Raw genomic sequence first — 13857 nt, forward strand, 5'->3', positions numbered from 1 at the left:
CTACGGACGGGGTTCGTGGGCTTTGCGCAGTGCCTTCACCTGCTCGGCGGTGATATCCGCCGGCAGTCCCCCCCAGGTGACACGCAGGTAATTCACCAGCTCAGCAATTTGCGCATCGTCCAGACGATCGGCAAAGCCCGGCATGCTCTGCATACTTTCGTTGCCGGGGAACTGCTGCGCCGGTAAGCCATCCAGCACCGAAACGATCAGGTTCTTGCCGTCCGGTTGGCGCAGTGTGGCATTATCACGCATCGCTACCGCCACGTGCGGTTTGCCTGCACCATCGCGCTCATGGCAGGCGGAACACTGATCGAGATAGGTGGTACGCCCGGCATCGCTGCCCTGCCCGATTTTGGCGGCCACCGGCTGTGGTGGCTTGTCGCCCATCAGATAGGTCACCAACGCCTGGTGATCTTGCGGCGTCAAATGACGAGTGCTGAGATCGACCACCATGTGCATTTCGCTAAACGCCGAGCCTTGCGGCGCTAACCCGGTGCTGAGGAAACGGCTCAGATCCTCTGGCGTCCAGCCACGCTGTGCCAAAGCCTGTGGCGTGATATCCGGTGCGATAAACCGCCCCAGATCGCCGCCCTGCATTGGCTTGCTCAATTCCATCTGCCCCAGCATCCCCCTTGGTGTATGACATTCACCACAGTGGCCAAGCACGTCAGACAGATAACGGCCACGCTGCCATTCGGCGGAGTTCCCCTGCGAGCTGGCTGGTAACGGGTCATTGTTGCGGAACAGCAAATTCCAACCGATCAGCGCCATCCGCTGGTTGAACGGGAATGGCATATCGTTGGCTGGAATGGCCACATCCACCGCCGGGCGCGACATCAGATAGGCATAAATCGCATCCGCATCCTCACGCGAAATGCCTTTGTAGGAGGTATAAGGCATCGCCGGGTACAGATGGCGGCCACCTGGGGCAACCCCCTGTGTCAACGCCAGGAAGAAGTCATCCTTGGTCCAGCGGCCAATACCCTGATCGGCGGAAGGCGTCAGGTTGCTGCCATAAATGGTGCCGAATGGGGTATCCAGCGGATAGCCTCCCGCCAGCGGTGCCCCACCAGCGGCGGTATGGCAGGCGGCGCAGTCGGCAGCCTGCGTCAGGTAACGCCCACGGGCAATCTGTTCACTGCTGGCCGTAACCTGCTGGACTGGGCCGTCGTAGCTGCGGTTTTCCCGCCACCACAGCACGGCGATGACAATCGCCGCAATCAGCACAATCAACAATGCGAGACGTTTTTTCATCACGCCGTCTCCTTCAACAGGCCAGGGGTGTTCAACACCACGTCACGCACCGCCTCGTAATAACGGACATAGCCGGTGCAACGGCAGATATGGTTCTCCAGCGCTTGTTCAATCGCGCCTTCCAACTGGTCACGCAAGATTGGCTCACGCTTGAGCTTCTCGACAAAGATGGTCGCGGCATTAACAAAACCCGGCGTGCAATAGCCGCACTGGAAGCTGTAGTGATCGAGGAACGACTGCTGGATCGGCGAGAGCTCAACCACTTCGCCCTGATTATCCACCTCCGCATGGCCTTCGATGGTACGCACCTGTTTGCCATTGAAAAAGTGAGCACCGGTGATACAGGTACGAATTTCTTCGCTGGTGCCGCTTGGATGGTCGAGGATCGCCACGCAGGCGTGGCAGATACCCTGGCCGCAGCCGAGACGTGAGCCGGTCAGATCGAGATATTCATGCAGAAAATCGATCATCATCAGCCCTTCCGGTACCTCGATGGGACCATATTGTTTGCCGTTAACGGTCAGGGTAATGGGTTGGGTTTTAATGCTCATGGTAAGACCTCAAGAATATTTTCGGCACGGACAGGCAAATCACGGAAACGATGACCGGTAGCATGGGCAATGGCGTTAACCAATGCGGCGACCACTGGGATCATGACTACCTCCGCCATCCCCTTCGGCGGATCGGTTTCCGACAGCGCAGGCAGGATGTCACCGGTCTGTTTCCAGATCGCCACATCGCTGGCACGCGGCAAATGGTAACGGTTAAAGTTCCAGGTGCCGTTACCCGGCCCATCTTCGTACAACGGCAAATATTCATGCAGGGCATGGCCGATACCCATCGCCAGACCGCCCTGTAACTGGCCGGAAACCAGCTCAGGCACGATCAGATTGCCACACTCCATAATCGAATGATGATTCAGCAGTTCAACCTTGCCGGTAGCGATATCCACCGCCACTTCCACCAGCGTACCCACGGCGCTGTAATAGGTCACCGCCGCGTTATTACGTTGGGTTGGCGGGTAATAAACCTGCTCACGTGCCAGAGTGCTGAATTCGCCATTGCCAATGCGTACCGACAAGCCGTCGACAGGCAGGCGCTCGCTGTGATCATTCAGCTTGAAGTCCGCTTCCGCCCACTGCCAGCGGTTGAATACATGCACTACCGCGCCGGTCAGGTTGCCCATCTGATAGGCTTTCTTCGCCAACAGCTCAAACGGCAATATCTGCATACCGGCCGCCGTCAGGCCACCTTCGACCCAGCGAGCATCTTCTTTACGTACCACCAGCGGCGCCGCCTGGCCGCCGCCAATACCAGACTGCCAGATAGACAGCGCGGCAGGCCACAGCCCCTGTTCAAACACCAATCTGGCCGCCTCGCGTGTGCTGTGCGAGAAATAGTAAGCGGAGTTGCTGGCGCTGGAAGGTGAGCAGTAGCTTGGCGTCCAGTTTGGATTGGTTTGCAGCTTGTCCTGCTCATCCTGCGACATCAGATAGGGATCGCCGCTGGTCTCCATCGGCAACAGAGACCAATCGGTCACCGAGAAATGAGCCTCATCTGCCGGTTTCCCCAGCCATTGTGCACATAGCACCGACTGCGACGTGGACATGCCGGTGCCCATTTCGGCCCCGCTGTGATACAGGGAGATACGCCCGTCCTCACTGAACTCCACGCGAGCAAAGGAGGTTTCGGCCCCGGTACCAAAGTCTTTCTGCACGCAGCCAAAACCTACGCCATAGCGTTTGCCAGGGTTCTTGCTCTCAAACTCCACCTTGCGTTCGGCGCGTTTACGCCACATCTCATGTTGTGAGGCTTTTACCAGCACCTCATCGGCGCGAATAGCCCCTGCCGGGATCGCCCCCTGGGTGTTTTTCATGCCGGACTTGAGCACATTGCGCAAACGAAACTCGATCGGATCGAGCTTCAGCTCCTGAGCCAGTTCGTCCATCATCATCTCGGTGGCGGCCATGCTTTGCAAAGTACCGTAACCGCGTGCGGAACCCGCATCGATGGCACGAGAGGCCAGCCCGACCGAGGAAAGATCGCTTTTCGGGAAGTAGTAAATCGACTGGGCTGCCGTCGCGCCAACCATCACCACCGATGGCGTAAAGTTACAGCGCCCACCACCGTCGGCGGTCATTGCTCCTTGGAATGCCTGCAATACGCCAGTCTTCTTATCTACCGCAATGCGGTAATCCATATCGAAGGCATGACGCTTGATCGAGGTCTGGAACTGCTCAAAACGGTCATTAGCCAGCCGCACCGGCAGCCCGTCGCCATACAGCGCAGCAACCGCGCCGTAATAAGGGAAGTTATAGTGATCTTTCGAGCCATAGCCCACGGTGTAACAAGGGTGCAGGATCAGTTGTTTGACCGGCTGATGACGTTTGGCCAACATGCGTGGCATTTCGTCCGCCACCTCCTGCGGGGACTGGGTCGGGATCACCAGATGCAGGGTTTGGCTAGCGGTATCAAACCAACCGTTGGCGTTGTCCGGCTCCAGGGCCGAAGTATCAATGGATTGCGTGGTATAGCGGCGTGACATCACCAGCCAGTCTTGCGGCGGGGTTTGCAGCTGATCGGCTATCATCCCGGCGTAATACATGCCTTCCTGATCCAGCTTGCCGCCTTCACGCCCTTCAGGCCACACCGGCAAATGTCTGCGCATCGACAGCGGGAAGATCGGCGTGTCTTTCAGGCTGGAGAAGCGATCGTCATCGAATGGCTTTTCGCCCCCGACGCGCACGTAGCGGAAACTGCCCCAAGGATCGCGCTGTAATGGGCCGGTTTCATTGCCATACTGGATCACTTCGTCGTGGAATTTCAGCTTGTCTTTGGCAAAGCGGAAACGAGCAAAATCATGATAAATCAGAATTGCCACCGCATGACCGAGATAAGCTGGGGTTTTCCCGGTAGGCAGCAACATGTCATCACCATAAAACGCCGGGAAGGCCAAACCGTCTCGCTCAAGATCGGCCGCCGTCACTATCCGATCCGGTTGCAGATCGTCACCCAGCAAGGAGAGATCGATACCGCTAAACAGACGATCGGCTTTAGTGGCGCGCAGAATAAAGGCATGAGCCTGCTGCTGCGGCCAGTGCGGCATATCAACGGCACGAATATCGCGGGCAAACACTTTCTGGCCCATGACCTTGGAGCGGCCATCAATACGGTAGCGAATACGTTGAGTCCGTGCATCCCAGTTGGGCGATTGCAGGATCTTCTGCTCAAACAGCGCGGCATAGGCGCGGCTGTAAAGAGGCGCGAGGTAAACAGACACCCCCGCTATCACGGCACCCTTGATAAAGCGGCGTCGTGACGGGTTGAAATTGCTCATAAAATATCCTTTACGTTCTTATCTACCCCTGGCATCCGGATGCAGGCATTAGCGCCGCCACCCGAAGGTTGGAGGTAAGTCGTTTTTTATCGGTTTTGTTGCGCAAACACTAATAACCTTGCCGAAGACGTTATAATCATAAGCTTATAACCCAAATTATGTGAGCATTAACATTCTGTTTTCATAAAACGAAACACTTGGAAACATATAATGCCTCTATAGTGTGGCTGATTTGCGCAAACGCGGGCAGAAGAGATGACGACAGGTATCGTGATTACCGCCGCAGGGCGGGGTGAGCGTTTTATTCAGGCCGGTGGCAGTGGCAACAAACTTAACGCCCTATTGCAGGGTAAAACAGTGTTTGAACATACGCTGCAACAGGCGCTGGCCTCCGGCTTGCCGGTGCAGGTCGTCACCCGGCCAGAAAACCTGCCGGTACAACAGGTTTGTGCCACACATCAGGTTCCTTGCACCTTACTGGCCAGCGGTGGGCTGGGTGAGTCAATTGCCGCCGGGGTAGCCGCAACGGCCGACTGGGACGGCTGGCTGATCCATTTGGCGGATATGCCATTTGTTTCGTCGCAGATCTTTGTACAGGTAGCCGCAGCCCTGAGCCAACACAGCATCGTCCGCCCCAGCTTCCAGCAACAACCCGGCCACCCGGTGGGCTTCACCGCCATTATGCGCAAACAACTATGTGTGTTGCGTGGCGATAATGGTGCGCGGGAACTGCTACGCAGTCACGGGCAGGTCTACCTGCTCCATCTCGATAAACCGAGCATCGTGCAAGATATCGATCTCCCCTCTCAGTTAGTGGCCAGCGAGTCCAATAATTAATGCAACACCTTGATATCACCGTAGTCAGCCAGGCAATGAACTGGCTGGAACAGCAGCCGGTATGGCTGTGTACCGTATTGAACACTTATGGCTCATCACCACGTTCTCCTGGCGCGTTGATGGTCGCTACCCGTGACGGACACTATTGTGGATCGTTATCCGGTGGCTGCGTGGAGGAGGATTTTTTGCACCGTCTGGCAGAGGGGGAATATCAAGCCGCCAGCCAGGTGATCCGTTACGGTGCTGGCGGGCTAACCCCCAGCGTGGCACTGCCCTGTGGTGGCGTGCTGGACGTATTGATCGAGCATCTGCCCGCAGGCCCTGCCAGCATTAGCTACTTGCGCAATATCGCCGAGGCGCTGGCTGGCCATTATGCTCTGGTCAAACACCTGACCTTGCCCAATGCCTGTAGCGCGCTGGAAACCACCAGCTTTGCTAGCGCCACCCAGGTCGTGCGCAACCAACAGGAGATCCAGTTGCACATCGCCGCCGCTCCTCGGCTGCTGATTGCCGGGCTTTCCAGCGTCGCGCTGTATTGCGCCGACTTTGCCAGCGCACTCGGCTTTGAAGTGTTGGTATGCGAAAGCCGCCCGGAAGCGCTGGAGAACTTCGCTACGCAGCTCAAACCGCATATCACCCTGCTACGCCAGTTCCCGGCCAAATTCATTGAGGAAGGTGGCTGCCACGCCAACACCGCGATTGTGGCACTGACCCACGATCCGCGCATGGATGATTTAACCCTGATGGAGGCGATCCACACCCCGGCGTTTTACATCGGCGCGATGGGTTCCCAACGGAACAGCGATCGCCGCCGCCAGCGGCTGCAACAGATCGCCGAATTCAGCCCGCAGGAACTCGACCGTATCCATGCGCCGATCGGCCTGCCACTCGGCAGTAAAACCCCGGCGGAGATCGCTTTGGCCGTGATGGCTGATATCGTGCAGCAGAAGAATCACCCCTCACCCCAACCCTCTCCCACAGGGAGAGGGAGCTGATAGCCCCTGCTCTTTTGGAAGCGATCAGATAATCTTACAACCAGGGTGAAACAGTCGGGGTTCATGATGAATCACGACACTTTCAGCCCAACCCGATCGGTCCCCTCTCCTTGTGGGAGAGGGTTAGCGTGAGGGCCCGTTTTTTCTGCGAAGGCTTTATCTGGCAGGATAGGGATCAGGTATTCGTATTCCAGGTGCAACTCTTCGTCACCATCGAGCGAGTAGCTATGCTGCGCGATATCGAACCCTTCCCGGCGTACCAGATTAAACTGCGGCAGCAGTTTGGTATAAACGCTGGCAATATATTCGTGAAGGGCCACCGGTTTGCCAGCATAGTGAAATCGGCAAAAACCGCCGCTGATTTCCGGTAGTTCCGGCAACAATTTACCTTTGGCAATCGCTTTATCAACCGCAACAAAATAGTCAACCTTCACCCGCTCACCATCCGGCGTAAAATTGGTTAGCGCATAAAGTTTGTCTGGATGTAAATTAAACTCATCACAAAAACGATCCTTTATTTCATCACGAATTACAGCGTGGGACTCACCCAACTGTTCAATATCGATGTGATAAGAATAATGCTGCCCGACCAACGAGTAGCTGTCCGGTTTAACCTCAACATAATCAATCGAGATATCGCTAGGTTGATTCAGCGACAGCGATTGCACCAGATGGCTGAAATCACAATTCCGTGCCTTGCGATAGCTGCTGGGCGTTTGGGCAAAGTGTTTTTTGAAACAGCGTGAGAATGTCTGTTGGGAATCGAACTGATATTCCAACGAAATATCCAGAATGCTTTTCTGCGTAAAGCGTAATGAGAAAGCTGCCAGATAGAGGCGACGAGCGCGAATATAAGCAGCAAGTGGCAGGTTGGTCTGTTGGCGGAACATGCGCTGCAGATACCATTTTGAGTAGCCGGATTTCTCGCAAACAATGTCCAGAGAGAGTGGATTGCGTAAGTTATTTTCAATCCAGACCAGTAATTCTTTGATATGCGTTGCCTGCGTCACCATTACTTTTCCTAGCCAAAAATGCCCACGGCAATGGTATACAGATTTATTTATAGCGTCCAAAGCGACGACACTATTTTACAAAGGCTGACGAATTCCTCACAAACATGACAGCTGATTGCCAGGGTCGAACATGTTTGACCCTGGCATTATCCAGACGGGCGCAACATGCTGCGCCCGTTGTGAGCCGGTCAATCAGATTACTTCACACAGCGCGTACATTGAGATCCCTGGATCTTCTGGAAGAAATCATTACCTTTGTCATCCACCAGAATAAAGGCCGGGAAATCTTCCACTTCGATTTTCCAGATCGCTTCCATACCCAGTTCAGGGTATTCCACGCACTCCAGGCTCTTGATGCTCTGCTGTGCCAACACCGCCGCCGGGCCACCAATACTGCCAAGATAGAATCCACCGTGCTTGTGGCAGGCATCCGTCACCTGCTGGCTGCGGTTACCTTTGGCCAGCATGATCATGCTGCCGCCGTGTGACTGCAACAGATCGACATAGGAGTCCATGCGCCCTGCCGTGGTTGGCCCCAGAGAACCAGAAGCATAGCCTTCTGGCGTTTTGGCCGGGCCCGCGTAATAGATCGGGTGATCTTTCACGTACTGCGGCAAACCTTCGCCACGATCCAGGCGCTCTTTCAGCTTGGCGTGGGCAATATCGCGCCCAACGATGATGGTGCCACTCAGGGAGAGGCGGGTAGACACCGGATACTGTGACAGTTGCTTGAGGATATCGGCCATCGGGCGGTTCAGATCCACCTTGATCGCTTCCCCTTCACCCGCGCGGCGCAGTTCCTGTGGAATAAATTTACCGGGGTTATGCTCCAGTTTCTCCAGCCAGATCCCCTCACGGTTGATCTTGCCTTTGATATTACGGTCGGCGGAGCAAGAAACCCCCATCCCCACCGGGCAAGAAGCGCCATGGCGCGGCAGACGCACTACGCGCACGTCGTGGGCAAAGTATTTGCCGCCAAACTGTGCACCCAGGCCCAAATTCTGGGCTTCTTTCAGCAGTTCCTGCTCCAGTGCCACATCGCGGAACGCCTGGCCGTGTTCGTTGCCTTCGGTCGGCAGCGCATCATAGTATTTGGTTGAAGCCAGCTTCACGGTCTTCAACGTGGCTTCCGCCGAAGTGCCGCCAATCACAAAGGCCACGTGGTACGGTGGGCAAGCCGCGGTGCCCAGAGTACGCATCTTGTCGACCAGATAGTCTTTCAGCTTACCTGGCGACAGCAGCGCCTTGGTTTCCTGATACAGATAGGTTTTGTTGGCCGAACCACCGCCCTTGGCGATACACAGGAATTTATACTCGTCACCATCCACGCTGTAGAGATCGATTTGCGCAGGCAGGTTGCTGCCGGTATTGACCTCCCGGTACATATCCAGCGCAGCGTTTTGCGAATAGCGCAGGTTGTCTTCGATAAAGGTGTTGTACACCCCACGTGACAGAGCCTCTTCGTCCCCGCCACCGGTCCAGACGCGCTGACCCTTTTTACCCATGATGATCGCCGTGCCGGTATCCTGGCAGGTTGGCAAAATACCCTTGGCGGCGATTTCTGAGTTACGCAAAAATTGCAGCGCAACGTACTTGTCGTTTTCACTGGCATCGGGGTCATTGAGGATATCCGCCACCTGCTGCTGATGCGCAGGGCGCAACATGAACGAGGCGTCGTGGAAAGCGTGCTGGGCGAGCAGAGTCAGGGCTTGCGGGTCAACCTTGAGGACTTCCTGGCCGGCAAATTCGCCGACGGAAACGTGGTCACGGCTTAGCAGATAGTATTCGGTATCGTCTTTCTTCAGCGGGAACGGATCTTGATAATGGAACGGTTTATTCGACATTGATCTCTCACTTGCAACATCAGCTGCGTTAAATTCACACTTACCCAACGTGCTCGGGGCGCGTTGCGTCAAAAAAACTCCCCACACCTTACGTATTTTTAGGTAGTCAGTTATTGCGCCAAATCGCAAAATAACCTGTATTAACGTAGGGACTTAACGCTGGCGATGTTTTTCTGACCTCATCCGGTGAGAACTGCGGGTACAGACTCATCATGCACGGATTATTATCCCGCAGTTAACACAATGATTACAATCGATGTGAGTCGATCGGCTTATCATTGTGGGAAAATAGCGTTGCAACGATTTCCTTACGGCCCCGTTTCCACACCAAGCCGTTTTCATTCATGACCTAGGCTATTTTTTCTTCCCCGGTAACGTCGCCATTAGCTCCTCTACCGAGATCCCCCCTGCCACACTCCCCGGCACCGGCATCCGCAAAATAGGATTTTTGATCTTCCCAATCACATGCATCTCACACGGCTTGCAGTCAAACTTCAACGTCAACGCCTCACCCTGATGCACCAACTGCATCGGCGATGCCCGCCCCTTCACGCCCTGTACACCCTTGGCCTGTTTAGGGCAGAGGTTGAAGGCGAAGCGCAGGCAGTGCTTAGTGATCATCACCGGCACATCCCCTTTTTCTTGGTGCGCCTCGTAGGCGGCATCAATCAACGTGACACCATAACGCTGGTAAAACTCACGCGCCTTCTGGTTATAAACATTGGCAAGAAACGTCAGGTGCGTTTCCGGATAAACCGGCGGCGGCACGGAAACCGGTTTGCGGTTACCGCGTTCGTTTAGCGCCAGGCGTGCGGCGTCCAGTGCTTCCACCGCATCGCGGCGCAGTTGATTGACCTGACTGTTGGGTATGAAGCAAACCACCGGCAGCTCAAGATGAACGTCACGCGGGTAATAAAGGGTTTGCCCCAGTTTGCTCAATCCGTCACGCAGTGTTACAAGCGCTTTTTCCGGCTGGTTGGCGGCGGCGAATTCGCCCTGCAGAGTATGGCTGACGCTGATGCCCTCTTCGCTGATCAGGGTCAGCGTCACCCCGTCGTTGCTTTGTGTCAGCAGAATATCGACGGCGATGCGGCGTTCCGCCGAGGTTTTTAGCAACGCCTGTTGCCAGTTGTGATCGAGGTTACGATTAAGCGGATGCTGTGGACGCAGCTTATGCAGATCTGCCGGCATTTCGTTAGGCCAAACCCGGTAACGCCCTTCGGCAATTTTCTCTGTCTTATTGGCACGGAAGCCGACGATATCACGCTTGATCAGCACGTTAAGTCCATCGCCATTGGTCAGCGATTCTTTTACTTCTACGTCCAGATGATCTTTACCCACCTTTAGCACTTCTCCTACCGGCAGGCCGATGAACTTGGGTGAATCGAAGGCGCCAATATCCACCTGGCGTTGGTTGACGAAGTAATCGGTACTGCCACGGTGGAAGGTTTTATCCGGCGATGGAATAAAGAAGTGTTCCGTGCGGCCTGACGATGCTGGCGTCAGATCGGAACGCTCGTTGAGAATGGCATCCAGATGCTGACGATAGTACGCGGTGATGTTTTTCACATAGCTCATGTCCTTATAGCGCCCTTCAATCTTGAATGAGCGAACACCGGCGTCGATCAGCGCCGTCAGGTTGCGGCTTTGATCGTTATCTTTCATCGACAGCAGATGCTTTTCATACGCTACTACTCGCCCCTGATCATCTTTCAGGGTGTAGGGAAGCCGGCACGCCTGCGAACAATCGCCACGGTTGGCACTGCGTCCGGTCTGAGCATGGGAAATGTAACACTGGCCGGAGAAGGCCACGCACAACGCGCCATGGATGAAAAATTCGACGGCAGCGTCGACGTTGTCACTGATAGCTTTTATCTGACTGAGATTCAGCTCACGCGCCAATACCAACTGGGAGAAACCGGCATCGGACAGGAAACGAGCCTTCTCTACGCTACGGATGTCGGTCTGGGTGCTGGCATGCAGCTCAAATGGCGGAATATCCAGCTCCAGGATCCCCATATCTTGCACGATAAGCGCATCAACTCCGGCGTCATACAGTTGGTGGATCAAACGGCGTGCCGGCTCCAGCTCGTCGTCATGCAAAATGGTATTGAGGGCGATGAACACTTTGGCCCGGTAACGGTGGGCAAATTCAACCAGCCCGGCGATATCGCTCAAGCTGTTGCCAGCATTATGACGGGCGCCGAAGCCTGGGCCACCAATATAGACCGCATCGGCCCCGTGCAAAATAGCCTCACGGGCGATACCAGCATCGCGGGCGGGGCTGAGTAATTCAATCTGGTTAGATAAAAGCATGACTATCGCCGTTAGGGTAAGGGTGAAATCGCCGCTATTTTAGACACAAACATCGTACATACAAGCTTTGCATAACGGTAGACCATATACTTTTCCTTACTGCTCCCGTTGCCAGCCGCCGCATCATTGCTTAAGCTAGCGCCACTATGAACAGAGTAAGAATCCCCATTGCGCTGCAACAGGCGGTAATGCGCTGCCTGCGAGACAAGTTGCAGCTGGCGCGGCAGCATTTTTCCGTCGAGTTCCCAGAGCCCAAGATCCTGTATCAGCAACGCGGCACCAGCGCGGGCACCGCCTGGCTGCAAGCCTGGGAAATCCGCCTCAACCCGGTGCTGCTGATGGAAAACCAACAGCCGTTTATCGACGAAGTGGTCCCCCATGAATTGGCTCATCTGCTGGTCTTCCGCCAGTTTGGCCGTGTGCCGCCGCATGGCCGGGAATGGCGCTGGATGATGGAAAACGTATTGCAGGTTCCCGCCAGCCGTACCCACCAGTTTGAGACCCGCTCGGTACAGAGCAAAACCTTTCCCTACCGCTGCCATTGCCAGCAGCATCAGTTGACCCTGCGCCGCCACAATCGGGTGATGCGCGGCGAAAGCGAATACCGCTGCCGCCAGTGCGGCGAAAAGCTGACATTTTCCGGTTAACCAAAACCGTTAACAATAATATTTATAAGTTAAAACAATCTATTATCTCTATTTGCACCTATCAGCGACTTCCGCTACCCTGCCTGCCTTTCCAATTTTGAGCTGTTTTGGAATATGCATCGCAAAATTTTATTTTTGGTCGTATTGATGGCCTCCAGCGGCACGCTAGCCAAGGGGATTAATAATTTTACCCAGGCCAAGGCTGCCGCTGCCAAAATCAACCAGGACGCCCCAGGCAGCTTTTATTGTGGCTGCAAGATCGACTGGCAAGGTAAGAAAGGCATTCCCGACCTCGGTAGCTGCGGCTATCAGGTACGTAAAAATGCTCAACGTGCCGAGCGTATCGAGTGGGAACATGTGGTTCCAGCCTGGCAGTTCGGTCATCAGCTGCAGTGCTGGCAACAGGGTGGGCGTAAAAACTGCAACAAGGATCCGGTTTATCGTCAGATAGAGATCGATCTGCACAACCTGCAACCCGCCATTGGTGAAGTGAACGGTGACCGTAATAACTTTATGTATAGCCAGTGGCGGGGTGGCGAAGGACAATACGGGCAGTGCCAAATGAAGGTAGACTTCAAAAACAAGCAGGCCGAGCCACCGGCCCGTGCGCGAGGTGCTATCGCCCGCACCTACTTCTACATGCGCGATCGCTACCAGTTGCCGCTTTCACGCCAGCAAACCCAGCTGTTTGAAGCCTGGAACCGCCTGTATCCGGTCAGCGCCTGGGAATGTCGACGTGAAGCACGCATCGCCATAGTACAAGGGAATCGCAACCCTTATATTCAACAGGCTTGTCAGCAACAAAAAGGCTGACCTACTATAGTGTTTTCGCGCTGCTCACCGGCAGCGCCGTTTCATTGAGCCAGGATCTGACAATCATTATGCGTAAACCCCGCATTTACCATCCAGAGCCCTTGAGCGCCAGTGCAGAAATTGCATTGAGCGAGGATGCCGCCAATCATGTCGGCCGCGTGCTGCGGATGAGCGCCGGGCAGGCACTGCAACTGTTCGATGGCAGCAACCAGGTGTTTGAGGCAGAAATCACCCGGGTGGATAAAAAGAACGTGCTGGTTCAGATCAACGCCGGACAACGGGAAGATCGCGAATCACCGCTCAACTTACATCTTGGCCAGGTGATCTCCCGTGGCGAAAAGATGGAATTCACCATCCAGAAATCCATTGAGTTGGGAGTGAACGTGATCACTCCGCTATTTTCCGAACGCTGCGGCGTTAAACTCGACGGCGAACGCCTGGAGAAAAAGCTCCAGCAGTGGCAAAAAATCGCCATCGCCGCCTGCGAGCAATGTGGCCGCAATCGCATTCCGGAAATCCGCCCAGCGATGTCTCTGGAACACTGGTGCGCCGAGCAGGACGATAGCCTCAAGCTGAACCTGCATCCACGCGCCAGCCAAAGTATCAACACCCTACCGCTGCCGGTAGTAAGCGTACGTCTGCTCATTGGGCCGGAGGGCGGATTATCCGCCGAAGAAATTGCCATGACCACAGAGTATGGATTTACTGATATCCTGCTGGGGCCACGCGTTTTGCGTACAGAAACCACCGCGCTCACCGCAATTACCGCTTTGCAGGTCCGTTTCGGCGACCTGGGCTAAG

At 55.2% G+C, this 13857-nt stretch carries 11 protein-coding genes; 5 read left to right on the top strand and 6 right to left on the bottom strand.

From position 1 onward, the window contains the following. The 3 genes from ABIE29_RS03600 to ABIE29_RS03610 are packed head-to-tail and all read right to left on the bottom strand — an operon-like array spanning window position 1 to window position 4591. Window positions 1-1254 (bottom strand): c-type cytochrome, encoded by a 1254-nt coding sequence (locus ABIE29_RS03600; protein ID WP_429616872.1) that lies wholly within the window; start codon window positions 1252-1254, stop codon window positions 1-3. Next, window positions 1254-1805: a (2Fe-2S)-binding protein gene (locus ABIE29_RS03605; protein ID WP_429616873.1), complete on the bottom strand. Its 552-nt coding sequence runs from the start codon at window positions 1803-1805 to the stop codon at window positions 1254-1256. The genes ABIE29_RS03600 and ABIE29_RS03605 overlap by 1 nt, the downstream gene beginning before the upstream one ends. Next, complete coding sequence (locus ABIE29_RS03610; RefSeq protein ID WP_429616874.1) at window positions 1802-4591, bottom strand: xanthine dehydrogenase family protein molybdopterin-binding subunit; 2790 nt, start codon at window positions 4589-4591, stop codon at window positions 1802-1804. The genes ABIE29_RS03605 and ABIE29_RS03610 overlap by 4 nt, the downstream gene beginning before the upstream one ends. 255 nt (window positions 4592-4846) lie before the next feature. Here ABIE29_RS03610 and ABIE29_RS03615 point away from each other — a divergent pair, with 255 nt between their 5' ends. Together ABIE29_RS03615 and ABIE29_RS03620 are read left to right on the top strand one after the other, a co-directional pair. Next, on the top strand, window positions 4847-5428 hold the full coding sequence (locus tag ABIE29_RS03615) for a nucleotidyltransferase family protein (RefSeq protein ID WP_429616875.1): 582 nt from the start codon (window positions 4847-4849) through the stop codon (window positions 5426-5428). Continuing rightward, window positions 5428-6423, top strand: coding sequence for an XdhC family protein (locus ABIE29_RS03620; protein ID WP_429616876.1), 996 nt, complete (start codon window positions 5428-5430; stop codon window positions 6421-6423). The genes ABIE29_RS03615 and ABIE29_RS03620 overlap by 1 nt, the downstream gene beginning before the upstream one ends. Window positions 6424-6494: 71 nt before the next feature. On the opposite strand, the gene ABIE29_RS03625 is transcribed toward ABIE29_RS03620, so the two are convergent. The 3 genes from ABIE29_RS03625 to ABIE29_RS03635 all read right to left on the bottom strand — a co-directional run bounded on the left by ABIE29_RS03625 (window position 6495) and on the right by ABIE29_RS03635 (window position 11596). Further along, on the bottom strand, window positions 6495-7436 hold the full coding sequence (locus ABIE29_RS03625; RefSeq protein WP_429616877.1) for a helix-turn-helix domain-containing protein: 942 nt from the start codon (window positions 7434-7436) through the stop codon (window positions 6495-6497). 197 nt (window positions 7437-7633) lie between these two features. Next, window positions 7634-9280, bottom strand: a complete 1647-nt coding sequence (fumA, locus tag ABIE29_RS03630; RefSeq protein ID WP_429616878.1) for a class I fumarate hydratase FumA — start codon at window positions 9278-9280, stop codon at window positions 7634-7636. Window positions 9281-9634: 354 nt separating this feature from the next. Next, entirely contained in the window at window positions 9635-11596 is a 1962-nt protein-coding gene (locus ABIE29_RS03635) for a peptidase U32 family protein (RefSeq protein WP_429616879.1), read from the bottom strand. Window positions 11597-11742: 146 nt separating this feature from the next. On the opposite strand from ABIE29_RS03635, the gene ABIE29_RS03640 reads away from it, so the two are divergent. The 3 genes from ABIE29_RS03640 to rsmE all read left to right on the top strand — a co-directional run bounded on the left by ABIE29_RS03640 (window position 11743) and on the right by rsmE (window position 13856). After that, window positions 11743-12243, top strand: a complete 501-nt coding sequence (locus tag ABIE29_RS03640; RefSeq protein ID WP_429616880.1) for a SprT family zinc-dependent metalloprotease — start codon at window positions 11743-11745, stop codon at window positions 12241-12243. A 114-nt stretch (window positions 12244-12357) separates the two neighbouring features. Beyond that, entirely contained in the window at window positions 12358-13056 is a 699-nt protein-coding gene (gene endA, locus ABIE29_RS03645) for a deoxyribonuclease I (protein ID WP_429616881.1), read from the top strand. 68 nt (window positions 13057-13124) lie between these two features. After that, window positions 13125-13856 carry a 16S rRNA (uracil(1498)-N(3))-methyltransferase gene (rsmE, locus tag ABIE29_RS03650; RefSeq protein WP_429616882.1) on the top strand — a complete coding sequence of 244 codons (732 nt, stop codon included), beginning with the start codon at window positions 13125-13127 and terminating at the stop codon, window positions 13854-13856. Window position 13857 lies beyond the last annotated feature (1 nt).

Origin of the sequence: Serratia sp. 2723 (genome assembly GCF_050434425.1) — a bacterium.
Lineage (GTDB): Bacteria > Pseudomonadota > Gammaproteobacteria > Enterobacterales > Enterobacteriaceae > Chania.